Here is a 22781-nt window from a genome sequence, read left to right on the forward strand (position 1 = left end):
AGAGTGTGTCCCGTGATCGCCGGACTGCTTCTTGCATCAGCGGCACTCGTCCTGGCACTCGGTCTGGTGTTGCTGGCCTGGAGCCTGTTGTATCAGGTGCGGCAGAGTGATCAGCGCGAGCAGGTGATCAATGACGCCCTGGCACGTGTGCTTCGTCAGGGCCCGGATGGCAAGCCGGTCACTGGCGGTGCGGCAAACCTTTGGCGTACTTGTCGGCATTGGTTGGAGTCGATCGGGGCCCACTTTGAAGATGGACGTCTGGGCAAGGCTCTGCTGGCAAAGGAAGACCTGTTATTGCTGGATCAGACCAACCACAACACCACCTCGGGTCGCGCGCTTTTTCTCGGTCTGCGGTTGGTGATGGCGTTGCTGCTGCCGATCATGGTGATGGCACTACTGCGGCCTACCGGTGCGAAGGCCTTCGCCGAGTTGCTGGCTGCGCTGGCGGCTGGTGTGCTGTTGCCAAAGATTTTTCTGAGTTCGTGGGCCGCCCGTTTGCGCAAGCGGGTCGAGGGCGAACTGCCGCTATTGGTCGACTTGTTGCGACTGCTGCAAGGTATCGGTTTCAGCATGGACCAAAGCCTGCAGACGATCGCCGAGTGCTTCCATATTGTGATCCCGGTATTGGGGCGGGAGATTCATGAGGCCAACATTTCCTATATGCATGGTCGTCCGCGGGATCAATCCTTGCGGCGTCTGGCCGAATCGTTCGACAACCAGGATCTGAAAAGCCTGGTGCAGATGATCCTGCAGGTTCATCTGCACGGCGGTGCGGTGCAGGAGCCGTTACGTGAATTCGCCGAGCGGCTACGCGAGCAGCGCAAGCTGCGCATGAAAGAAAAGACCGGCAAGCTCTCGGTAAAAATGACTCTGGTGATGATGCTGACCCTGCTACCCGCGCTGATGGCGGTGCTTGCCGGCCCTGCCATCGTCTCGCTGATCAGCACCATGGCCAAGCTGAAAGGACATTGATCATGACCCTATCGCCATCTCGACGTTCAACGTTTGCCCGCACTCTTCTCCGCCGGCCCTTTATCAGGGCATGCTCGATTACGTTGTTGGGTAGCTCGCTGTTGCTGAGCGCATGCGCCAATCATGGCGGATACCTCAACCACGTTCAGCCCGAGCTTGTATCCGAGCCGTCACAGCAGAGCGACAAGAACAGCAAGCCGATGTATCTGGATTTGATCCGCCAGATGCAGCAGCAGGGTGCCTATTACGCTTCTCTGGCGAATATCGAAGCTTTCCGTCAGCGCTACGGCAGCCCGCCAGAATTGAGTCGTCTGCAGGCTGACGCACTGCGTGAAACCGGACAGATCGATGCGGCGAAAAAACTCTATGCAGACCTTCTGCATACCGATCAGGCGGGTGCCGCATGGCATGGCCTCGGCCTGATCGCAGCAGCGCAGAAGCAGAACATGCCGGCCGAACAGGCGCTTTCAAAAGCCGTGCAGATGGACCCCGTCAACGTCGATTATCTGGGTGACCTGGGCTATCAGCGACTGCGCGCTGGCCAGATAACCGCCGCGCATGAGCCCCTGGCCAAGGCGGCTGAACTGGCGCCGGCCAACGTCAGGGCGATTTCCAATCTGGTGTTGTGGATGTTGCTCAACAACGACTATGCGCAAGCCGACGCAGCCATGCAGCGGGCCAACCTGCCAACAGCTGCCCGGCAGCAGATACATACGCTGGCGGTGCAGTTGCAGCTCGCACAACAGGTCGAGCGCCCCACCGCGATGGCACTGCTGCCGTCCCAATCGACGCCAGGTGCGACGGCATCATCCGACGATTCGCAAATGACCCAGCCACCGGTTTCCCAGAGTGGTGGCGTTCCTGAATCCATGCTTGAACGTTTCGGTGCATCGTCCAAGACCAGTGAGGTCCATCCATGAAGATTCATTTCGCGACGGCGGCATCTTCCGTGATTCTGCCTCTGGTTCTTGCCCTGCTTCCGGCAGGTGCTGTGGCGCAGCAGGTGCCGGTGACCGGACAGATGCTGGGTGACGGCGGCACGACTGCTGCCGCCGCACCGGCGCAGGCAACCGCAGTGCCGGCTGCAGCACAGACATCAACCGCAGTCACCGTGCCGTTGAACAGCAGCTACGCGGCGGCTCCGCCGGCAGTGGCATCCGCTGCCGTTGCGCCGCCCCCTGTCGGACAACACCGTTCACCTGGCACGTCGGTAGGTGAAACCACTCGGAACCTTCTCCAAATGCAGGCTGATGGCAGTCAGGCGGGAAAGCCGTTACCTATGCTTGGTGTGGAAGCCAGCGCCAGCTACAGCCGCTACCTGAAGAGTTTCAATCACGACATTCCGGAGTTCTTCAAAACCAATGTTGGAAATAACGGCAATGGCAGCGGCAATAGCAGCAGTTATAGCCAGTAGAGGTAGGCTGTCATGAGCGCGATCGGACAGGTCACCGGCCCAACATCGCCGTCTTGCGAACGTGGATGCACAAACCTGTTCGTGCGCATGCCTCGCGCACGCCAGCGTGGCTCGATGGCGGTCACCATGATGCTGATGCTGGTGGGTCTGGTCGCCATGCTGGGGCTGGTTGAAATCGGCTACCTGTATTGGGCCAAACGCGAGACGCAGAAAGTGGTGGATCTCGCTGCGCTGGCGGGCGCGCAGCAGTTGACGGCCTGCTCTACCGACAACAGCAGCAACAGCGCGGCACTGGGCAATGCAAGGACCGATAACGGCTTTATTGGTAAGTTGGTGATTACCTGCGGCCACTGGGATCCAACCCAGGCCGGCGCTCAGCACTTTGTGAGCGTGACTTCCGCACTGCCCTTGAATGCCGTGCGGGTGGAGGCAACGCTGCCAGTGACCCCGTTCTTCGGATTCGCCAATTTCGACGGTATCAATGCCACCGCCATTGCGGCAAGTCAGGGTCAACCCATCGCGGCATTCTCGGTGGGTTCCAGCCTGCTCAACATCGACCCGAGCAGCCCTCTGGGCACACTACTGGGTACGGCCCTCGGCTCGTCGTTGGGATTGCAATTGCTGAGCTACAACGGCATTGCCAATGCCAACATTTCCCTGCTCGGGTTGGTCAATGCGCTGCCTGTCAACGTTGGTACCGTCAACAGTGTTTTGACGACCCAGGTGACGGTCACCGATGTTCTTACTGCGTACGTGAATGCACTGTCGCAGAGTAGTAGCGCCTCAACGATTGACCTTGCCTTTGTCAATCAACAGGTCGCTGCCATTGAGCTGCAGCTCGGAAATATTCCCATCAACCTGGGCCAGATCCTCAACGTCGACGCAACTACTGAGGATCCCAATGTCGCCCTCAATGTCGACGTCAACGCGCTCGATATCCTCAGTGCCGTCGTGCTGGCAGCCGATGGCGCCAACGCTGTTGCGCTGCCGGCAACGAGCATCAGCATACCGGGCGTGGCGACGATCAGTCTGGCCTTGAGTATCGTTGAACCGCCTCAGATTGGCGTCGGCGGCGTGGGCACCGTTGCACACACCGCGGAAATTCGACTCGACCTGGACGTAACCGCGCTGAGTACACCTATTAACGGCCAGCAGTTGCTGGATCTGCCGCTCTACCTCGAGGTAGCGCCTACCGACGGCACCATAACCGCGATTGAATGCAATGTGCCAGGCAGTGGTGGGGTAAACTCAGACAGTGTGACGATCACAGCAGCTCCGGGAGTATTGAATGCGTTTCTTGGCAAGCTGCCGTCGGCCGCGTTCAGCAATACGAGCGAGACCTGGTCCTCGCTGATCTCAAGTGGAAGCCTTGCTCAACTCGTCAACGTTCTTAACCTGGCCACGATATCTGCGTCCGCCAACGTGCAATTGGCAGCCAATCCGGCCACGGCACTTACGTTCAGCGTCGACCCGACAATTCCGGTTTCGCAACAGTCGGGCATGACCCAAACGGCGGGTACGTCGTCGGCCGTGCTTGGAAACCTCATCGGCAGCCTGCTCGGCTCAACGTCGCTGAATGTCACCATCAACCTTTTGGGTCTCCCGATCAATTTGGCGCCGGTCGCGTCGTTGCTCGCTACCTTGTCGGCTGCGCTGGCGCCGGTTTTGTCGTCCCTGGATACCCTGTTGGTTGGTCCGCTTCTGCAGGCGCTAGGGATTAATATCGGCACTGCCCAGGTGAGCCTGCTGTCGGTTAACTGCAATACCACTCCCCAGCTGGTGTACTGAGAAACCTACGGCGCTGAAGTAGCCACTTGACCCTCGATACGGCACCTTTAGACTCGACGGGATAAGGAAATGTTCGGCACATCTTCTGGTGGCCGTTATTCCAGAGCCATCCAAAGTACAATCGCCGGGAACGCAGGGGATGAATGCAATGACTAGCAACGCGGCCAAACGATGCGTCCGGGGGTTGATGCTCGGGCTGACTTTTGTGGGCTTTTCGGCGTTTGCCGCGACAGACGGTGGGTCGCCATCACCGGCAGGCCAGGTTGCAGCCGCCGGTAACGCGGCGGCGTCTGGTGGTTCGGTGGCTTACCTGCAGCATCTGGTCGACACGCATCAGCTGACCGAAATGCGCACCACCTACAACGGTACCTACGGTGCCAGCGAGTTGTTTCAGCCTGAAAAACTCACCTACTTCGTCGCGCTGTTCCACGACAAGGTGTTCTGGCGGGTGATCAGCACCGATTCGATGAAGAATGCCGACAGCATCTATCGCACCTTCGTCGCACAGACCGAGCAGCTGGCGCAGGTGGATATCGATGCACTGCGCCTGCAGGCCGGCAACAAATACGCCGAACATATGATGGCGTTGAACCAGCAGCGATTGCAGAACTTGCAACAGGATGCGGCGCAGCAGCAACAGGAGTCCCAACAGGTGGCGGTGCAACTGCAGCAGGCCCAGCAGCAGGCGGTTTCGCTGAGCAAAGACCTGAGCACGACCAGCACTCAGCTCGATTCGGTCAAGCAGCAGATCCACGCGCTGGAAGCGCAGCAGAACAACCCCGACCTGGCGCTACCGCCGCCACCATCGGCAAGCACACCGGCTTCCACTGGTGCGCCAGCCAGCAGTGCGCCGGCGTCTTCGGGCTCGTCTCCCTGATTATTTGAGCGGCGTGCTTTTCAACGACGCCGCTCTCCAGGTGTATTCGCAGCCAAGTGCTGTGGCGATTGCGTACAGTCGAGAAAGCTCAAGCCTTCAACAGCGCTGGCGTCGCCTGTTGCCCGATCGCATCGACCATGGCCTTGGCCACATTGAGATTGCCGGCGACGATATTGCCGCTGGCGGGGATGCCATCGCGGCCAGCGAAGTCGCAGTAGCGGCCACCGGCTTCGTGGACCAGCAGCACGCCGGCCGCCAAATCCCACGGCTTCAGGCCAATCTCGAAATAGCCGTCGTAACGGCCAGCAGCGACATAAGCCAGATCGAGCGCGGCGGAGCCGGAGCGGCGGATGTCTTCGGCTTGGCCGAGGATCGCGCGGGTAATGTCCAGCTGCGCGGTGAGGTGTTCGCGCTGACGGAACGGGAAACCCGTGCCGATCATCGCGCCGCCAAGATTTTCGCGCTTGGACACGCGCATGCGGCGGTCGTTGATGTAGGCGCCGTCGCCCTTGCTGGCGGTGTACAGCTCATCGCGTAGCGGGTCGAACACCACCGCGTGAATCGGCACGCCCTTTTCCAGCAGCGCGATAGATACGCTGAAGTGTGGGATGCCGCGCAGGTAGTTGTGCGTGCCGTCCAGCGGATCGATTACCCATTGCAGCGGGCCTTTGCCGGTGGCGCCGCTTTCCTCGGCCAGGATCGAATGATCTGGGTAAGCGCGGCGAAGTTCCTTGATGATTTCCGCCTCGGCCAGCTTGTCGACTTCGGAGACGAAATCCAGCTGCTGCTTCTCGACGATGTTGAGGCCGTCGATGCGGTTCATGTAGCGCAGGATGATGTTGCCTGCAGAACGCGCGGCGCGCGCCGCGATCGTGACGTGGGGTCTTGGCATGGCCTTGGACTTTGCAAAAGAGCGGAATCGCGATGCACAAGTCTAGCAGAGGCGCGGCGTTCGGGCCTTCCGGGGTGATTTGCGTGGCTTCGGTGGGCGCAGCATCCGTTATCCTTGCTCGCTGATCCACACACCGGCAACCACGCCATGTCTGCACCCAACGACCTCACTGCCCGTATCCGCTATGTATTGGTGCGCACCTCACATCCGGGCAATATCGGCAGTGCGGCGCGGGCGATCCGCACGATGGGCTTCACGCGGCTGGAGCTGGTGTCCCCAGCACGCTTTCCCGACGCAGAGGCCAATGCGCTGGCTGCCGGTGCCGATGATGTGCTCGGCAATGCCGGTATCCACGATGGGCTGGTGGAAAGTTTGACCGGCAGCCGGCTCGTGCTGGGCCTGTCCGCCCGCCGTCGCGGCGTGAACTTGCCGGAAATTTCGCCACGCGAAGCGGCTACCCAGGCGCTGGCCGCCGCCGCGCGCGGGGAAGACGTCGGACTGGTGTTCGGCAACGAGCGCACCGGTCTGGAGAACGATGAGTTGGCGCGCTGCCATGCGATGGTGCGCATTCCCAGCGTGGATGATTTCAGTTCGCTCAATCTGGCGCAGGCGGTGCAGGTGATGGCGTACGAACTGCGCGTGGCGATGCTGGGTGACGTGCCGACGTTCGAGCCCGTGGAGGACGAGCCGCCGGCCGATGCGGCGCAGATGGAGCAGTTCTACACGCACCTGCTGCAGACGCTGGACGACATCGATTTCCACAAGGGCCGCGCGCCGACCACGGTGATGCTGCGCCTGCGCAAGATCTATCAGCGGATTCAGATGGACGAGCGCGAGTTGCGACTGCTGCACGGCATCCTGGCGGATACGCAGCGTATGGCACGACTCGCCGGAATCAAAGGTATGGATAACCGCGATGCGGGAAACAGCGCGGATCAGTCATAACAAGCCTGGAAGGATCGATTGTAGGGACGGCCGGACGCAGGCAGCGCCAGGCATTCGCCAGCCGCGCTAGCCGGTCTTTTCGTCCGCTTCATACTCGGCAATCCGCGTCACCAGCAACTTGTCGATGCGCGCACCGTCGAGATCGACGACCTCAAAACGGATGCCGCGCCATTCGAACAATTCGCCGGTCTGCGGGATGCGGCCCAGCGCGGTCATCACCATGCCGGCGATGGTGCGGAAGTCGTGCTCTTTTTCACCGGGTAGATGATCCAGATGCAGCAGCTCGCGCAGGTCGTCAGTGGAAAGGCTGCCGTCGATCAGCCAGCTGCCGTCGGCACGCTGCACGATCGGGCCGGTTTCGGCATCGCTGCCGTGGGCGATCTGGCTGACGCCGACGACCGCGGCCAGCAGGTCGTTGACCGTCACCACGCCTTCGATATCGCCGTATTCGTCCACCACCAGGGCCAGCGGCGTCTCCGCGTCGCGGAACTCTTCCAGCAAATCGAGCGCGCGCGCGGTGGCCGGTACGAACAGCGGCTTGGACAGGTGCTGGAACAGCTCCAGCTGGCCATCGGCAAAGCTGTGCAGCAGGCGTTTTACCTCGACCACACCGACCACTTCGCTCTCGTCGCCGCGATAGACCGGATAGCGTGAATAAGGCGTCTGCCGCAGTACCTCGACGTTTTCCTCGCGTGGCGCGGCGATGTCCAGCCAGGCGATGCGCATGCGTGGCGTCATCACGCTGTCCACCGTGCGATCGCCCAGGCGCAGCACGCGGTTGACCATGTTGTGTTCGTCCGGATCGAGTACGCCTTGTTCGGCGCTCTCGGCCACCAGCATGCGGATCTCTTCTTCGGACACCACGCCACGGCCGTGCTGGTTGATCCGCATCAGCCGCAGCAGCGCGTTGCTCGACACGTTCAGCAGCCACACGAACGGCGCGGTGATCCGTGACAGCACCAGCATCGGAAAGGCCATGTAGCCGGAAAATTTTTCCGGCGACGACAGCGCCAGCCGCTTCGGCACCAGCTCACCGATCACGATCTGGATAAAGGAAATCAGCACGAAGCCGAGCACGATGCCAAGTACCCGCGCATAGGGCTCCAGCCATGCCGTGTGGCCACCATCGTGCAGGATCTCGCCGATCTGGCCGCCCAGCGCATCGCCAGCGATCGAGCCGGTAATCAGCATCACCAGCGTGATGCCAACCTGCACGGTGGAAAGAAAGTGCTCCGGCGCCTCGGCATGACGCAACGCCATGGCGGCACGGCGGCTGGTTTTCGCCATCTGCTTGAGGCGGCTTTTGCGCGAGGCGACCAGCGCCATCTCGGACAAAGCGAAAAAACCGTTGCACAGCGCCAGCACAAAGACGAGCGCAATTTCAATCAGCATCGCGTTGAGAATACCTTCCGGGACATGGCTCCAGTGTAAGGGCATGCGGGCCGTAGTTCACGTGGGGAGTGGTGCGGGGCGCGGCGGGCGTCCTGTAACATGCCCGTCATCTCGCTTCCTCAGGCATGGCCCGCATGTTTTCACTGCAGACGATTTTCGGCAAAGGCGACAAGTTCTATGGCCTGCTTGAACAGAGCGCCGCCACCGTCTGCGAGAGCGCCAAAGCCTTGCATGAGTTGCTCAGCAAGCCCGGTCAGGGTTCGGTCATGGCGGCCTTCACGGCCACCCGCGCCCGCGAAAAGGCGTTGGCCGGGCAGATCAGCGAAGGCCTGGTCAATACCTTCGTCACCGCGCTGGACCGCGAGGATATCGAGGCGCTGAACTCGGCGCTGTACAAGATTCCCAAGACCATCGAGAAATTCGCCGAGCGTTACGAGATTGTCTCCAATCGCCTGGTTGGCGTGAACTTTGCCCAGCGCGCGCTGGTGCTGGAGCGTTCCAGCCAGGTGGTCGAGGAGATGATCGGCGAGCTGCGCCGCGGCCTGCGCATCGACCCGGTCAAGAAGCTGCAGGACCGCCTGCAGGCGCTGGAGTCCGAGGGCGACCGCATGCTGCTCGATCCCTATCGCACCTTGTACGTTGAAGGTGGTGATGCCATGCGTGCGATGCTGGCCAAGGATCTGTTCGAGCTGATCGAGAAGGCGATCGACAAATGCCGCGATGTCGGCAACATCGTCTACTCGATTGTGCTCAAGAATTCCTGAGGACGGCGCGGTGATCCTCAGCATCTTTAGAAGAGCGCGCCATTCGATCGTGATCTCGTCGCTCAGTCGCAAGCAGTGTATTGCCGGAGATCAGGCATGAGTCTCAGCCTGGTCGTCGCTGAGGTGTTGATCGCCCTGGCCTTCACTTACATCAACGGCTTTCACGACACCGCCAATTCCATCGCCACCGTGGTTGCCACCAAGGTGCTCTCGCCGGGTCAGGCTGTGCTGCTGGCGGCCGTCACCAACCTGCTTGGTGCGATGCTCGGTACCGCCGTGGCGGCGACCATCGCTTCGGGGTTGATCAATGCCGGCGTGGTCGACGTCGGCCCGCAACTGGTGATCTGCGCGCTGCTGGCGGCTATCGTGTGGAACCTGATCACCTGGTGGCTGGGCCTGCCATCCAGTTCCAGTCATGCGTTGGTCGGTTCGCTGGTCGGCGCCGCACTGGCCGCGTCGGATAACGACTTCAGCTCGGTGATCTGGGCGCAGGGCAACCTGATTACCGGGCACGGCGTGATTCCCAAAGTGATCATTCCGATGGTGCTGTCGCCGCTGGGTGGTTTCATCGTCGCGTTCGTTTTGATGGGCGCGCTGTACGCGCTGCTGGCCTGGTTTGCCAACCGGCATAACTGGCTGCACCGATTCGGCCGCACGCCCTTCGTCAACAGTTTTTTCGGCAAGGCGCAGATCGTGTCAGCCACCGCGATGGGCGTGGCACACGGCATGAACGACGCGCAGAAAAGCATGGGCATCATCGCGCTGGCGCTGGCCGGCGGCACCGCGGCACATCAGTTCGATCAGCTGCCGCAATGGCTGGGTTTTCTGAAAATTGCCGAGAACACTGCGGGCGGTTTCGCTATCCCGATCTGGGTGAAAGTGGTCTGCGCGCTGACCATGGCTGCGGGCACAGCTGGTGGTGGCTGGCGCATCATCAAGACGCTGGGCCACAAGATGGTCAAGCTGCATCCGATCAATGGTTTCGCCGCCGAAACCAGTTCGGCGGCGGTGATCCTCACCGCATCGATGTTCGGCATTCCGGTGTCGACCACGCACAACGTGTCGGCATCGATCATGGGTGTCGGTGCGGCCAAGCGCTTCAGTGCGATCCGCTGGTCGGTGGTCGAGCGCATGGTCTGGGCATGGATACTCACCTTGCCGGTGACCGCGCTGCTCGCCTACGGTTTTGTCAAAGCCGTGAAGATGTTCTTGTAGAAGACAATCGGCCAAGCAGCGTTACAGCGCGTTTTCGGTCGCGTTGATGATCTGCTCCAGCTGATCACCGAGCGTACCCAGTTCGCCAATCAATCGCTGCAGTTCGTTGCGGTCGAGAAATTCGTATGGCCGGTTTTCGCACAGGTGCAGGTACGGTGCGCCATCCAGGTCGGCTACCGCCAGAAAGCCGGTGCGCTGCTGCCAGTTGAAGCGCAGGCAGCGGCTCGGATCCGTGCCGGCCAGCGGGCCGATCGGTGTCGATATGCGCAAATAGCGCCGCTCGGCTTCGTCTTCGAGTTCCGCCAGATAAATGCCCTGATGGCGATCCTCCGACAGCTCCAGATCGAAACTGATCAGATACGGATCGTTGTGGCGCAGCGCGTGCTGGCTGCCGATATGTGATCGCACAGCTTCGAAGTGGCGCATGGTGCGACTTCCTTCGCTTACGTTGGGCGCTCTACTTTGCCACGACCATGCGTTAACGTCGCGTTGGCAGCGGTCCGCGCTGCTAGGTAGCGTGTCGTGTGGCGCAATTTGGGCGAGAGCTAATGTTGATGAATTCGACTATCGACGAAAAGCATGCGCGCGTTTATGCGGCGATCGTGGCGATTCCCTATGGGCGCGTTGCGAGCTATGGGGCGATTGCGGCGCGTGCCGGGCTGCCGGGCAGGGCGCGTCTGGTCGGGCGGTTGCTGGGTGAGGTTCCTGAGGAGATGGTGTTGCCCTGGTACCGGGTGCTGCGGGCCAGTGGGCATATCGCGATGCCGGTGGGGAGCCGTGGGTTCCGCGAACAATCCCGGCTATTGCGGGCCGAAGGCGTTGAGGTGAAGAACGGGCGTGTGGCGCTGGCGGTGTTTGGGTTGGATGGGGATTTGGATCGGGAGTTGTGGGGGATGCCGTAGGCTTCTGCATCCTCTCCCACGTGATGCTTCCTCTCCCCGTGGGGGAGAGGATTGAGGTGAGGGGCGGGTGCTCGCGGGGTTTTAGATTTTTCGTCCGATGCGAGCTGTGTGTCTAGGCGATAACCGAAATGACTTCGGTAATGTGCTCGCCTGCCGCGGGCTTTCGTCCGCCACCGGCGGCCAAGTCACTTTTCTCTTGCGTGGCCAAGAGAAAAGTAACCAAAAGAGAAGGCCACCCCGCTTGGCGCTTGCCGGGCGTCCTGCCCGGCAAGTCCGTGAGGCGCGGTCGGGCTTTTCGACAGGGCATCCTGCCCTGACGAAAAGGAATCGACATCCCTGTCGATCCCCCTGCGGGCCTGTCGACCCCACCTCACCGCCGCACAGGGGCCCGTTTAAAAGCAGCGCGCATCCTGCGCGCTTGCGACGATCTCGATCTTGCATGCACGCCTTGATCTACTGGTAATGCGCCCAACGCATCATCGAAAGCACCTCCTCGCTGGGCCTTCTCTCGCTTGACGCAAGACACAGCGGGCCTGAACATCTATCGCATGGTCTCAATCTCGGCCTAATCAAGCAGTAGCCTTCATGTCAAAGCGCCGCGAAACCATTCAAGATGATGACGGCGCTCATATCGCCACTATCTACTTTCCGTCCGACACAGTCGATTTAGAAGATGGCGACCTAAGCGGGCTGTGCGCTACATGCATGTCGACTCTGCGCGGTCGTAGCTTCGCTAGATCATGTCTCTATTGGGCAATGTTTCAGGACTCCGATCTAACCGGCTGCAACTTCGAGGACGCAGATCTTCGTGGAGCCAATCTAATGGGCACACTTCTTGTCGGCGCCAATCTTCGACGCGCCAATCTGGGAATTGACAATCTTGGAGGCCCTGCCAGATTGCAAGGAGCTAACTTTACAGATGCCGTTGTCAATCAATGCAATTTCTTAGGTGCGGAGTACGATGCCGACACGCTATTTCCGAAGGGATTCAACCCCGAGACTGCTGGCATGCTTAGCATCGGCTAAACACTCATTAAAAAAGCAGACGGCTGCGCCGCCGCTTAACTCCGACGTTAGAGATTATGGATATTGCGCCGCAATCAGTTGATAGAAGCACGATGACGTTCTTGCTGGACAGCATCATGCTCGCCATGCGCGCGGAGACTGAATACGGCCTTGAGTTTCAAAATTCGCTATCTCGTTCCGCACTCCTTGCTTCGACTCATCTTTTGGAAGCATCTGCTAATACCTGCATAGACGCTCTAGCACTCGGAAACGGATTCGCTAATGACATAGACCGGCTTCCCTTCCTTTCCAAGTTCGAGATTTTTGTACAACTTCGCTTTCCAAAGCGCCAATTCGACCGGGCTCGCCATGAAGTACAAGGCGTCTCGGAACTGAAGCAAGTACGTGATTCGTTCGTACATCCAAAAAGCCAAAAGACCATCTGGGAGTCATGGTCTCCCGAAGGGTCTGTTTCGCGCTCACCTCGCACCAAGTCTCTTGGATTGTCCAAGATAGCCAGCTATGGCCATCCAGATGATGCGGTTCGCGCATTAAAAGTTAGCCATGCTTTCTTGCGCTACGTTTTCAAGGACACCTGTCGGTTTAGCGCGATACGCGTTAACTCATTCCTGTGTTCTGAGGATCCCATACCCACGCATACGGAGCCGGTCATTCCTTATTGGCCTCGTGACATACATCGGTGGCTTCATAATCACTGCATTGACCTTAGTTACATTAAGATCGGCAAGGTTTAGGTCTAACCAATTAACCGGTCGAATGGCTGCGCCGTGTTCAACTCCGGCGTTTTATGATTTAGGTGAATTGTCGGGAAAGCCGCTCTGCTTTTCCAACTCCCCTGTGCGGCGGTGAGACGTGGTCGATAGGCCCGCAGGGGAATCGACATGGATGTCGATTCCTTTTCGTCAGGACAGGAGTCCTGTCGAAAAGCCCGGCTACGGCTCACGGACTTGTCGGGCGTAGCCCGACAAGCGCCAAGTGGGGTGGCCTTCTCTTTGGCTACTTTCTCTTGGCCACTCAAGAGAAAGTAGCTCGGCCTCCGCAGGAGGACGAAAGCTTTTGCTTTAAGCGCGACTACAACGTCACGTTCAAATCCCTTCGACTTCACTCCGTTACGCTCAGGGAGAGCTGAGCGGGTGCGTCGCGACGCAAACCCACAGCCCAATCAGCCCAGTGCGTAACGTCCATTTGTTAGCATGGGCGGATGCCAAGCAACGCTCTCGACATTCTTCAAACTGTTTTCGGTTATCCGAGTTTCCGCGGCCAGCAGCAGGCCATCGTTGACCATGTGGTTGAGGGTGGGGATGCGCTGGTGCTGATGCCGACTGGCGGCGGCAAGTCGCTGTGTTATCAGATTCCGGCGTTGGTGCGGCAGGGGACGGGGATTGTGGTGTCGCCGCTGATCGCGCTGATGCAGGATCAGGTCGATGCGCTGCGCGAGGCCGGCGTGGCGGCGGCGTTTCTCAATTCCAGCATTCCGGCCGATGAGCAGCGTGAGGTGGAGCGACAGCTGTTGACGGGTGAGTTGAACCTGCTTTACGTGGCGCCGGAGCGGCTGCTGACTGGGCGCTTTCTCAGCTTGCTGGAGCGCACCGAGGTCGCGCTGTTCGCGATTGACGAGGCGCACTGCGTATCGCAGTGGGGACACGATTTTCGGCCGGAGTATCGCGAGCTGGCGGTGCTGCATCAGCGCTTTGCGCAGGTGCCGCGCATCGCGCTCACGGCCACGGCCGACCCGCGCACGCGCGAGGAGATCGTCGAACGGCTGTCGCTGCAGGAGGCGCGGCAGTTTGTGGCCAGTTTCGATCGGCCGAACATTGGTTATCGCGTGGGGTTGCGACATAACGCAAAGCGGCAGCTGGCGGAATTTCTGGAAGGTCATCGCGGCGAGTCGGGCATCGTGTATTGCCTCAGTCGCCGGAAGGTGGACGAGACGGCCGAGTGGCTGGCGGAATCGGGCGTGGAGGCGTTGCCGTATCACGCCGGTCTCGACGCGGCCAAGCGCAGCGCCAATCAAAAACGTTTTCTGCGCGAGGACGGCGTGGTGATGGTAGCCACGGTGGCGTTCGGGATGGGTATCGACAAGCCGGACGTGCGTTTCGTGGCGCATCTGGATCTGCCGCGCAGCATGGAGGGCTATTACCAGGAGACCGGCCGCGGTGGGCGCGACGGTCTGCCGGCCGAGGCGTGGATGATCTACGGCCTGTCCGATGTGGTGACGATGAGCCAGATGATTGCGCAGTCCGAATCGGCCGACGATCGCAAGCGTGTGGAGCGACAGAAGCTGGAATCGCTGCTGGCGTATGCCGAGGCGACCGACTGTCGTCGCCAGTTGCTGTTGGGTGCGTTTGGTGAGGTCTATCCCGGCCCGTGCGGCCATTGCGACAACTGCATCGAGCCGCCGAAAACCTGGGATGCCACGGTGCCGGCGCAAAAGGCGCTGTCGGCGGTGTATCGCAGCGGCCAGCGTTTCGGTTCCGGCCACGTGATCGACATCTTGCGTGGCGAGGAGACGCCGAAGGTCTTGAGTTCCAATCATCATCAGCTCAGCACCTTTGGTATCGGTGCGTCGATGGACGAAAAGCAGTGGCGTTCGGTGTTTCGTCAGCTGCTGGCCGCCGGCCTGCTGGAGGCGGATGCCGAAGGCTACGGCACGCTGCGGCTGACGACGGCGAGTCGCGCCGTGCTCAGCGGTGGCCAGACGGTGAAGCTGCGCGAAGACGTGCGGCCACCGCGCGGCGGCAGCCGTCGCCGTGACAGCAAACTGGCCAGCGGTGATAGGAGCGGGGGCGGCAGCCTTGGTATCGAGGCGTACGAGCAGTCGATGTGGGATGCGCTACGCGCGGTGCGCACGCAGCTGGCCAAGCAGCACGGCGTGCCGCCGTACGTGGTGTTTCATGATGCAACCTTGCTGGCGATGCTGCGTGCGCTGCCGGCGAACGAGGAGGAGTTGGCTACGATCAGTGGCGTCGGCGAAGCCAAGCTCAAGCGTTACGGCCGGGATTTTCTGGCGGTGATCAACGCGCAGGAATAGGCTCAGCGCCCGGTTGATGCCTGACCGGAATCGCCTCACCCATTCGTGCTGCGCTGCGGCGGGTACTATGACTGCACGCAGGCAACAATTGCAGGGCATGGCCGCAAGGACTTGGCGTGCTTCGGCATGACCGTGCCGCACCACAAAGGTTTACGCAGCAGCGCGCATGAAGGGCAAGTCCACCTCATTCGATATCGCCCATCTGGCCGGGGTTTCCCAGTCCACGGTGTCGCGGGCGTTGCGCGGCAGCCCGCTGGTCAACGAGGAGACGCGACGGCGCATCCAGGTCGCGGTGGATCAGCTCAACTACAAGGTCGACAAGAACGCCTCCAATCTGCGTCGCATGCATTCGGGCACGCTGGCGCTGTTGCTGTTCGAGGATCCGACGACCGACGAGTCGCATATCAATCCATTCTTCCTGTCGATGCTGGGCTCGATCACTCGCGCCTGCGCCAAACAGGGTTACGACCTGCTGATTTCGTTCCAGCAGCTGTCGCAGGACTGGCATGCGGATTTCGCCGAGAGCAAGAAGGCCGACGGCATCATCCTGCTCGGTTACGGCGATTACATCGCCTATCGTGACAAGCTCGACAAGCTGGTGGCGCACGGCACCTGCTTCGTGCGCTGGGGGGCAGTGCTGCCCGATCAGCCCGGCCTGTCGATTGGCTGCGACAATTTTCAGGGCGGTGACGCGGTCGCCCGGCATCTGCTTGAACAGGGCTGCAGGAACATTGCGTTTCTCGGTGATGCGTCCAGCCACTATCCGGAATTCTTCGAGCGCTATCGCGGCTATGCCGACGCACTCGTACAGGGCGGTCAGATAGCGCAGACAGCCTTGCAAGTGGATGCGGAAAGCACCGAACACTCCGGCTATGAAGCGATGCGTACGCTACTCGCGCGCAAGGTGGCGTTCGATGCGGTATTCGCCGCCAGCGATCTGATCGCCATTGGCGCGATGCGTGCGCTGTCCGATCATGGCCTGCGCGTGCCGCAGGATGTCGCGGTGGTCGGCTTCGATGACATCGCCATGGCCAGCTTCGTCAATCCACCGTTGAGCACGGTTGTGCAGGACACGCGCAAGGCTGGCGAGGTTCTGGTCGAAAGCTTGCTCAACCTGATCAGGGGGCAGCCTGCCGAAAGCGTTGTCCTCCCCGCCACACTCACGCTGCGACGTTCGAGCGAACGGAGTCATGCGGTGACCAGGAAAGCGAAGCGCGAAACGACAGGTATCCGATAAACCTGTTCGTTTGACAGCTAGATTGCCTTGCCCGAGGTTGCGGAACCTGACGCCTCCGGCTCGCGCACGCGCAGCGTGCACAAGCCAGCGATGATCAGACTGGCACCACCCAGCGCCAGTGCCCAGATCGGCTGGCCGTGGAAGAACAGCTTCAGCAGCACACCGAGCACGCTGGCCGCCAGCAGCTGCGGAATGACGATGAAGAAATTGAAGATGCCCATGTAGATGCCCATCTTGGCAGCGGGCAGGTTGTCCGACAGCAGCGCGTACGGCAGCGACAGGATCGACGCCCAGGCAAAGCCTACGCCGACCATCGACACCAGCAGCCAGTGCGGATCACGAATGAACAGAAACGACAGCAAGCCCACGCCGCCCAGCCACAGGTTGAGCAGATGGCTGACGCGCATGCCGAGCAGGCGCACCAATAACGGAATGAGTACGGCCGCCAGCACGCCGACGCCGTTGTAGCTGCCCATCAAGACGCCAGCCCAATTGGCGCCTTCGTTGTAGGCGATAGACGTGGTGTCGCTGCTGCCGTAAAACGTCTGCGATACCGCCGATGTGGTGTTGATCCACATGGCAAACATCGCGAACCACGAAAAGAACTGGACCCAGTTAAGCCGACGCATCGGTTTGGGCATATCGTGGAGATCGCCCATGATCTGGCGCAGAGGACCCGTGCTGCGAGTGAACGCAAGCCAGACAAACAGCAGCCCGAACACGACCAGCCCGCCAGCGAGAAGGTAAAGCTCTTTCTCCAGCGCAAAGTGGATGATCAAAAAAACCATCAGTGCGCCAAGCGCCAGAAACACGACGCCGAGTTTCCATGCGCCCGAAGCATCCGCTGGTGCCTGGGCAATCGCCGGGTCGGCAAAGGATTGCAATTCGTTTGGTGGATATTCTCTGGTGGTCAGCACCGTCCACAGCATGGCACCCAGCAGCACTGCGCCGCCGATATAGAAAGCAAATTTGACGGTATGCGGAAGTTCGCCCGGCGCTGCGGTATTGGCCACGCCCCAACGCGTGAGCAGGTAGGGAAGGAACGAGGCCACCACGGCACCTACGCCGATAAACACACTCTGCATCGAGTAGCCCAGCGGTCGCTGTGACGGCGGCAGCTGATCGCCGACGAAGGCTCGAAAGGGCTCCATCGATATGTTGAATGACGAGTCCATGATCCATAGCAGGCCGGCGGCCATCCATAGCACCGGCGCATTCGGCATCGCCAGCAGAGCCAGCGTAGCCAGCACGGCGCCGGCGAAAAAATACGGTCGCCGGCGGCCGAAGCGGTTCCATGTGCGATCGGAGCAATAGCCGATGATCGGCTGCACGATCAGCCCGGTCAGCGGCGCGGCGATCCACAGGACGGGGATGTCGTTCACATCCGCTCCGAGCGTCTGGAAGATCCGGCTGACGTTGGCGTTCTGCAGCGCAAAGCCGAACTGGATGCCGAGAAAACCGAAGCACATGTTCCAGATCTGCCAGAACGACAGCGTGGGCTTGGCTTTCATGGTGGTGTGGTCTCTTGGGGGAGCAGGGCAATCTGCAACTCGTGGATATCGGCGTCGTTCAATGGCCCGGCAATGCCGCCCGCGCCGCCGGTATAGTGCGCAAAGTGCTCGAGATAGCTCATGTTGAAACCGTCGTCGAGGCTGAAGCGGCAAGCGGCGCCAGCGCTTGCGGAAAACTCGCCATAGGTGGATGCCTGCAGGCCGATGCTGTGTGGCATCACCAGCGGCACGCGCTGTGCGTCGCGACCGGCGCAGTCGACCACCAGTACCTTCACGGCTGCAGTGATGCCGGTATTGATCGGTCCGTGGTCGTTGGCGTAGTTCAGCCACACGCGATAGTTGCCGCCAGTGGTCGCCGTCCAGCGGCGAGGCCACGCACCGGTGACGTTGGCAAGGTCGCCGACACATACAGCCGGGCTTTGCAGGGACTCGATACCTTGCGCATCGGTGCGCGTCGTCGAGATGCATTGCAGGCCAGTCTGTTTGGCGATGGACGCTGAGCCATCAGTCGCGGGTTGCCGTTGACCGTTGACGTAAAGCAAAGCCTTGCCATCGACCTGAATGCGCCAGTCATCGGCCGCTGTCGTGACCACAGGCGCAGCGGGCGCCGTTGGTGCGTAGAGCGGCGCATCCTCGCGTAGCGGTGTGTCGGCCGCATGCATCGCCTTGAGCGTCACCACCGTCGTGGTGCTCTCTGTGCTGGCGTGATCGGCGACCAGCAGGTTGCCATCGCCGAGCGTCGCGGGCAGCTGCAGCGTAATCGTCTGGTTGGGTAGCGACAGCGTGATCGAGCGGCGCGCGCCGAACAGCATCGGCACGAGCGACATCGGCAGCTTCGGTTCGATACGGCCGTCGTCCTCGAGTCCGAACACACCCTCGGTTACCGCGGCCAGATAGGCAGCGACCGACCACAGCTGCCGCGGCGAGTTGACTACCGGGCCGCTCAGCTGGCCTTCGTCGATGTGCTGGCCTTGGGTCAGCAGCTCGTAATTCTCCATGTTGGAGCCATGCAGCGCCGCACCGCGCATGATCGATCGCAGCTCGTGCGCTATCCGTGCCGGATCGTTGACCTTGCGCGCGGCCCGCAGCGCATAGGCACTGACGAAAGGCCAGATCGCGCGGTTGTGGTAGATCGGCTGATCGGCGCGCTCGGGCCAGATCACCGGGCTGCCGGCAGGCCAGGTCGGATAGTTGGCCAGCGTCCGCTGCGCGCGATCATCGTCCGCCACACCACTGGTGATGGCCAGCGCGATGCCGAGCAGATCGTAGGTGTCGTAAGGCGTACCGTCGCCGCCGATGTAACTCATGTACATCTTTCGGTCGTTGCGCCAGAAGCGTGCGTTGATCGCCGATTTCAGAGCTGCGGCCTGCGTGCGATAGTCCGCTGCTGCGTTCGCATCGCCGTGCGACACGGCCATCGCGGCGGCCATCTGCAGCGCGCTGTAGTGCAGCACATTGGTCGATAGCGAAAACGACTGGGCGATGGCGACCACGTTGTTCTGCGTCCACACCGGATAACTCTGTTCACGCCAATCGAGGAACGAGGTTTCGCCACGATAGAGCCCGACGTTGCGATCGAACACGTAGGCACGATCTTGTGCCAGCGTATCGCGCAGTGCCCGGTAGACGTCCGCGGCAAACGCCTTGTCGCCGAGCAGATGGCGCGCACCGAGAAACCACACCACGCGATCCGTGCTGATCGGCCAGCTGCCACCGGAGCCGGTGTCCTGCATCACGACGCTTTTGATGGAGGCCGATCCCTGTGTCGCAGCAGGGGCGCGGCTATCCGGTCCGCGCACATCGGAGAGCTTGAACTGCAGGCTGTTGCGTGAGCGTGCCGGATCAAATCGCCATAAACCCAGATCAATCGAGTACGACAGGTCACGCGTCCACACGTATGGCCATTTCAAGCCGGTCTCAAAACACTGGCAGGGGATGGGCTGGCCATGATCGAACGCATTGTCGCGGATCGCGCTGACAGAATCCTGCGTGAGATCGTCCTGCGCCATCGCGAACAGGCCATTGAACAAGGTGCTGGTCGTATCGACCCGCATCGGTTGCACCGCAATCACGCGTTGCCCATACGGCCATGCGAGCGTGTAGTTGCTTTGCGCATCGCGCGTCATCGCGACATGCACGCCGTGCCAGTCGAGCCCGTCCTGCCATGCGGACGCCGATGTCGCGGCGCTGGCCGCTAGCGCGGTCGTCAGCAGGATGCTCAACATGTCGGCATGGTGCGCTGTGCGGCTGTGGTAATCGGTTGCATCGATCGCTCCCCTGCAGCGTGATCCCGCTGCGCCTTGCCGTTACGGCATGGCTTATTCGCCCATGGTAAACAGCGTCGCAATGCAGCAACCAGCGGCTGCATACGTATTCATGCTCGCAAATCAGCAGCGATGGCGTGCTTCAGGGCGACGGCATCGGATGCGGGGCACCGTCTTTCAGCGCAAGCGCGATATTTCGCGCAACGGCCGCCTTGACCCGTACATAGGTGACTGTGCCGTAGGTGTCGTGACCGCGCGACCAGCCTTCGCCGGCGCTGTGCAACAGTGCATCGAGGCTGACAAATGACGGCATGGCGCGACTGTCCGTGACAACGGAAGCTGCCGCGCCGCCATGAATCTTCAGCAGATAGAACGCCAGATCCGGCCGATAGCTGCCTGCGGTAGCACTGATGTCAACGTGTACCGTGCCGCTCTGCCGCTGCACGGCCAGCGACTGGCGGAACGACGCGCCGTGCTCGTACGCATAGGTGCTGCCATCGTCGTCGTAATAGTCGAAGTGGGTGCGGCGATCTTCTGGAAAAATCTCGACGTCGAGCTCTGTCACGGGGTGCTGACCGACGTAGTCCATTATGGGCTGCGTCGGGATGATCGCGCCCTGTCGCACGAACAGCGGAATATCGTGCCAATGCGAGCTGTCGATGACGTAGTGGACGCGCTGGCCGCCCTGGTAGAGCTTGCCGCTGAACCAGTCGGTCCACGTGCCGGCGGGCAAGTAGATGTCCTTGGCGGTTTGTCCCTGAACCACCACTGGCGAGACCAGCAGGCTATCGCCGAACATCCAGGCATCGGTATCGTTGCGCACCTGGGGGTCCTGCGGCCAGTCGAAGGTCAGTGGCCGAACCAGGCCGACGCCATCGACATGACGCGTGTATTCGTAGCTGTAGATATACGGGATCAACGCGTAGCGCAGGCGGATTGCATCGGTGGCGGCCTTTTCGGCGTCGCTGCCGTAGGTCCACGGCTGACGTTTTTCGCGAAAGTCGCCATGCACGCGGAAGATCGGCGTGAACGCGCCAAACTCGATCCAGCGCGCGTAGTTTTCGTTGGAAGGATGGCCGTGGAAGCCGCCGCCATCCATGCTCCACTGCATCGCGCCTACGTCGATCGCGCTGAGCATGCGCGCGCGCTGGCCGGCCATGCTGGCGAAGCCGGTGGCAATATCGCCAGACCACAGGCCGTAGGCGTAACGCTGCGCGCCAAGCCAGAAATTGCGGTTGACCGACCATACGCGCTGGTCGGAATGCTCGCGCTGGCCGTCGTAGAGCGTACGCTGCATGTTGAGAAACTGACTGTCGCGGCCGGTGTCGTCGGCTTCGTCGTTCCACCAGCCGACGATGCCGGTGTCGAACGAGTGTTCCAGCGTCTTGTTGAAAAACCATGTACGTGCGGCGGGCTTGTCGAAGTCGATATCGCGCACGGGCTTATGCGAAAAATAATCGTCACTCACCGGTTTACCGGCAAACCACAAGTCGTGTGCGGTGGCGTAACGACCTTCGACGGTGTCGACGTGAATGCGTGGTTTCATGATGCCGGTGAGGTGCATGCCGCGCTGATCGAGCAACGATTTCAGCTTGCCGCTGGGGCCGTCGGGAAACTTCGCCGGGTTCCAGCGGAACTCGCCGTAATCATCTTCACCCCAGGCCTTCCAGTCGAAGTCGAGAGTGAAGTTGTCGATCGGGATATGTTTGCGGCGATAGGTGTCCACGATCGACAGCAACTCTTTCTGGTCAATGCTCCACTGGCTGTTGGTAAAGCCCATGGCCCATTTCGGAAACAACGGCGAGTGTCCACTGAGCTGCGCGATCGCGGCGAAAATATCATCGGGGCGACCGAGCACGATGAAGTAATCGAGATTGCCGGCGGGCGCCTGGACGTCCAGATGCGACCCGACCAGGGTGAAGCTGGTAGTGGGATTAATCACCAGAAGTCCGTAGCCGGCGGTGCTCCAGACCAAGGGCGCACCGGCATGCCCCTGTGCCCCGGCGGTGGCCAACTGGCGGCCATGCCGAAGGAGTCCTGCGGAGACGGTCTCGGTCGCGTTGTAGCCGCCGATGCCGTACATCGGATCACTGGCGGCGTGGGACAGATGCAGTTCGCCGCGAGCGAGTGAGGCAAGATCGTATTGACGCAGCAGAGGCTGGTGATCGGCATCCTCGATGCTCAACTCGCGCCGCTTTTTATCCCAGATCACATGCACCTGCGGCGCATCGAGTTCCAGCGTGGATGAATTCTCCTGCACGCGTGCAGATGGTGCTGTCGCTGCGTGCCACGTTGGATCGAGTACGAGGGATTCGGTTGGAGCCGGTGCATCAGCCAGGAATTGCACCTTCACGGTATCGTTAGCGACCAGTGCTATCGACAGCCGGCCCTTTTCAAGCGGTATCTCCATGCACGCGCTGCAAAGCGCTGCACGATCTGGCGATTGCGTCGATGTGGGCGAGGCCTGCGATAAATCCGGCATCAGTAGGAAAAGAAGCGGCAGGCAGACGCGGAGTCTCATCAGCAATAATCCCGACTGACGCTGCTGCGT

19 protein-coding genes are annotated in these 22781 nt (G+C 61.0%); 13 read left to right on the top strand and 6 right to left on the bottom strand.

Translation table 11 applies throughout. The features are described from left to right. Nucleotides 1-12: 12 nt before the first annotated feature. The 5 genes from HDE79_RS05365 (at nt 13) to HDE79_RS05385 (ending at nt 5051) form a co-directional block, all read left to right on the top strand. Nucleotides 13-972: a type II secretion system F family protein gene (locus tag HDE79_RS05365; protein ID WP_343205907.1), complete on the top strand. Its 960-nt coding sequence runs from the start codon at nt 13-15 to the stop codon at nt 970-972. A gap of 86 nt (nt 973-1058) precedes the next feature. Continuing rightward, nucleotides 1059-1892 (top strand): Flp pilus assembly protein TadD, encoded by an 834-nt coding sequence (locus HDE79_RS05370; RefSeq protein ID WP_184600840.1) that lies wholly within the window; start codon nt 1059-1061, stop codon nt 1890-1892. Continuing rightward, a complete protein-coding gene (locus HDE79_RS05375) occupies nt 1889-2386 on the top strand; it encodes a DUF3613 domain-containing protein (protein WP_184600841.1) in 498 nt (165 codons plus the stop codon). Before HDE79_RS05370 ends, HDE79_RS05375 begins: the two co-directional genes overlap by 4 nt. Before the next feature lie 12 nt (nt 2387-2398). After that, nucleotides 2399-4174, top strand: coding sequence for a TadG family pilus assembly protein (locus HDE79_RS05380; protein WP_184600842.1), 1776 nt, complete (start codon nt 2399-2401; stop codon nt 4172-4174). Between the two features lie 139 nt (nt 4175-4313). Further along, on the top strand, nt 4314-5051 hold the full coding sequence (locus tag HDE79_RS05385; protein ID WP_184600843.1) for a DUF2968 domain-containing protein: 738 nt from the start codon (nt 4314-4316) through the stop codon (nt 5049-5051). Nucleotides 5052-5139: 88 nt separating this feature from the next. Here the strand turns inward: HDE79_RS05385 and HDE79_RS05390 are convergent, their stop codons facing one another. Continuing rightward, nucleotides 5140-5943 carry an inositol monophosphatase family protein gene (locus tag HDE79_RS05390; protein ID WP_184600844.1) on the bottom strand — a complete coding sequence of 268 codons (804 nt, stop codon included), beginning with the start codon at nt 5941-5943 and terminating at the stop codon, nt 5140-5142. A gap of 147 nt (nt 5944-6090) precedes the next feature. On the opposite strand from HDE79_RS05390, the gene HDE79_RS05395 reads away from it, so the two are divergent. Next, on the top strand, nt 6091-6888 hold the full coding sequence (locus HDE79_RS05395) for an RNA methyltransferase (protein ID WP_184600845.1): 798 nt from the start codon (nt 6091-6093) through the stop codon (nt 6886-6888). Between the two features lie 66 nt (nt 6889-6954). Here HDE79_RS05395 and HDE79_RS05400 read toward each other — a convergent pair whose 3' ends face one another. Beyond that, nucleotides 6955-8280 (bottom strand): hemolysin family protein, encoded by a 1326-nt coding sequence (locus tag HDE79_RS05400; RefSeq protein ID WP_184601131.1) that lies wholly within the window; start codon nt 8278-8280, stop codon nt 6955-6957. A 134-nt stretch (nt 8281-8414) separates the two neighbouring features. On the opposite strand from HDE79_RS05400, the gene HDE79_RS05405 reads away from it, so the two are divergent. Both HDE79_RS05405 and HDE79_RS05410 read left to right on the top strand, forming a co-directional pair. Continuing rightward, on the top strand, nt 8415-9044 hold the full coding sequence (locus tag HDE79_RS05405) for a pit accessory protein (protein ID WP_184600846.1): 630 nt from the start codon (nt 8415-8417) through the stop codon (nt 9042-9044). Nucleotides 9045-9140: 96 nt separating this feature from the next. Next, nucleotides 9141-10259, top strand: a complete 1119-nt coding sequence (locus HDE79_RS05410; RefSeq protein WP_184600847.1) for an inorganic phosphate transporter — start codon at nt 9141-9143, stop codon at nt 10257-10259. Between the two features lie 21 nt (nt 10260-10280). Here HDE79_RS05410 and HDE79_RS05415 read toward each other — a convergent pair whose 3' ends face one another. Further along, entirely contained in the window at nt 10281-10685 is a 405-nt protein-coding gene (locus tag HDE79_RS05415) for a hypothetical protein (RefSeq protein WP_184600848.1), read from the bottom strand. A 140-nt stretch (nt 10686-10825) separates the two neighbouring features. Between HDE79_RS05415 and HDE79_RS05420 the strand changes: the two genes are divergently transcribed. From HDE79_RS05420 to HDE79_RS05440, 5 genes are all read left to right on the top strand, one after another. Further along, entirely contained in the window at nt 10826-11161 is a 336-nt protein-coding gene (locus tag HDE79_RS05420) for an MGMT family protein (RefSeq protein ID WP_184601132.1), read from the top strand. A gap of 585 nt (nt 11162-11746) precedes the next feature. Further along, nucleotides 11747-12187 carry a pentapeptide repeat-containing protein gene (locus tag HDE79_RS05425; protein WP_184600849.1) on the top strand — a complete coding sequence of 147 codons (441 nt, stop codon included), beginning with the start codon at nt 11747-11749 and terminating at the stop codon, nt 12185-12187. A gap of 56 nt (nt 12188-12243) precedes the next feature. Continuing rightward, entirely contained in the window at nt 12244-12921 is a 678-nt protein-coding gene (locus tag HDE79_RS05430) for a hypothetical protein (protein WP_184600850.1), read from the top strand. A gap of 467 nt (nt 12922-13388) precedes the next feature. Continuing rightward, a complete protein-coding gene (gene recQ / locus HDE79_RS05435) occupies nt 13389-15218 on the top strand; it encodes a DNA helicase RecQ (protein ID WP_184600851.1) in 1830 nt (609 codons plus the stop codon). Nucleotides 15219-15384: 166 nt separating this feature from the next. Beyond that, nucleotides 15385-16455 carry a LacI family DNA-binding transcriptional regulator gene (locus HDE79_RS05440; protein ID WP_184600852.1) on the top strand — a complete coding sequence of 357 codons (1071 nt, stop codon included), beginning with the start codon at nt 15385-15387 and terminating at the stop codon, nt 16453-16455. A 17-nt stretch (nt 16456-16472) separates the two neighbouring features. On the opposite strand, the gene HDE79_RS05445 is transcribed toward HDE79_RS05440, so the two are convergent. The 3 genes from HDE79_RS05445 to HDE79_RS05455 form a co-directional block, all read right to left on the bottom strand. Continuing rightward, nucleotides 16473-17966, bottom strand: a complete 1494-nt coding sequence (locus HDE79_RS05445; protein ID WP_184600853.1) for an MFS transporter — start codon at nt 17964-17966, stop codon at nt 16473-16475. Then, complete coding sequence (locus HDE79_RS05450) at nt 17963-20191, bottom strand: Six-hairpin glycosidase-like protein (RefSeq protein WP_184600854.1); 2229 nt, start codon at nt 20189-20191, stop codon at nt 17963-17965. The genes HDE79_RS05445 and HDE79_RS05450 overlap by 4 nt, the downstream gene beginning before the upstream one ends. A 181-nt stretch (nt 20192-20372) precedes the next feature. After that, complete coding sequence (locus HDE79_RS05455; protein WP_184600855.1) at nt 20373-22640, bottom strand: TIM-barrel domain-containing protein; 2268 nt, start codon at nt 22638-22640, stop codon at nt 20373-20375. Nucleotides 22641-22781 lie beyond the last annotated feature (141 nt).

The organism is Rhodanobacter sp. MP1X3 (genome assembly GCF_014207165.1).
Lineage (GTDB): Bacteria > Pseudomonadota > Gammaproteobacteria > Xanthomonadales > Rhodanobacteraceae > Rhodanobacter.

Bases quoted from the DNA above. Each gene is read 5' to 3' on its own strand.
- HDE79_RS05375 (WP_184600841.1), top strand. From the start codon at position 1,889: ATGAAGATTCATTTCGCGACGGCGGCATCTTCCGTGATTCTGCCTCTG.
- HDE79_RS05395 (WP_184600845.1), top strand. From the start codon at position 6,091: ATGTCTGCACCCAACGACCTCACTGCCCGTATCCGCTATGTATTGGTG.
- HDE79_RS05425 (WP_184600849.1), top strand. From the start codon at position 11,747: ATGTCAAAGCGCCGCGAAACCATTCAAGATGATGACGGCGCTCATATC.
- HDE79_RS05455 (WP_184600855.1), bottom strand. From the start codon at position 22,640: ATGGAGATACCGCTTGAAAAGGGCCGGCTGTCGATAGCACTGGTCGCT.
- HDE79_RS05410 (WP_184600847.1), top strand. From the start codon at position 9,141: ATGAGTCTCAGCCTGGTCGTCGCTGAGGTGTTGATCGCCCTGGCCTTC.
- HDE79_RS05430 (WP_184600850.1), top strand. From the start codon at position 12,244: ATGGATATTGCGCCGCAATCAGTTGATAGAAGCACGATGACGTTCTTG.
- HDE79_RS05380 (WP_184600842.1), top strand. From the start codon at position 2,399: ATGAGCGCGATCGGACAGGTCACCGGCCCAACATCGCCGTCTTGCGAA.
- HDE79_RS05415 (WP_184600848.1), bottom strand. From the start codon at position 10,685: ATGCGCCACTTCGAAGCTGTGCGATCACATATCGGCAGCCAGCACGCG.
- HDE79_RS05400 (WP_184601131.1), bottom strand. From the start codon at position 8,280: ATGCTGATTGAAATTGCGCTCGTCTTTGTGCTGGCGCTGTGCAACGGT.
- HDE79_RS05390 (WP_184600844.1), bottom strand. From the start codon at position 5,943: ATGCCAAGACCCCACGTCACGATCGCGGCGCGCGCCGCGCGTTCTGCA.
- HDE79_RS05450 (WP_184600854.1), bottom strand. From the start codon at position 20,191: ATGTTGAGCATCCTGCTGACGACCGCGCTAGCGGCCAGCGCCGCGACA.
- HDE79_RS05385 (WP_184600843.1), top strand. From the start codon at position 4,314: ATGAATGCAATGACTAGCAACGCGGCCAAACGATGCGTCCGGGGGTTG.
- HDE79_RS05440 (WP_184600852.1), top strand. From the start codon at position 15,385: ATGAAGGGCAAGTCCACCTCATTCGATATCGCCCATCTGGCCGGGGTT.
- HDE79_RS05405 (WP_184600846.1), top strand. From the start codon at position 8,415: ATGTTTTCACTGCAGACGATTTTCGGCAAAGGCGACAAGTTCTATGGC.
- recQ (WP_184600851.1), top strand. From the start codon at position 13,389: ATGCCAAGCAACGCTCTCGACATTCTTCAAACTGTTTTCGGTTATCCG.
- HDE79_RS05445 (WP_184600853.1), bottom strand. From the start codon at position 17,966: ATGAAAGCCAAGCCCACGCTGTCGTTCTGGCAGATCTGGAACATGTGC.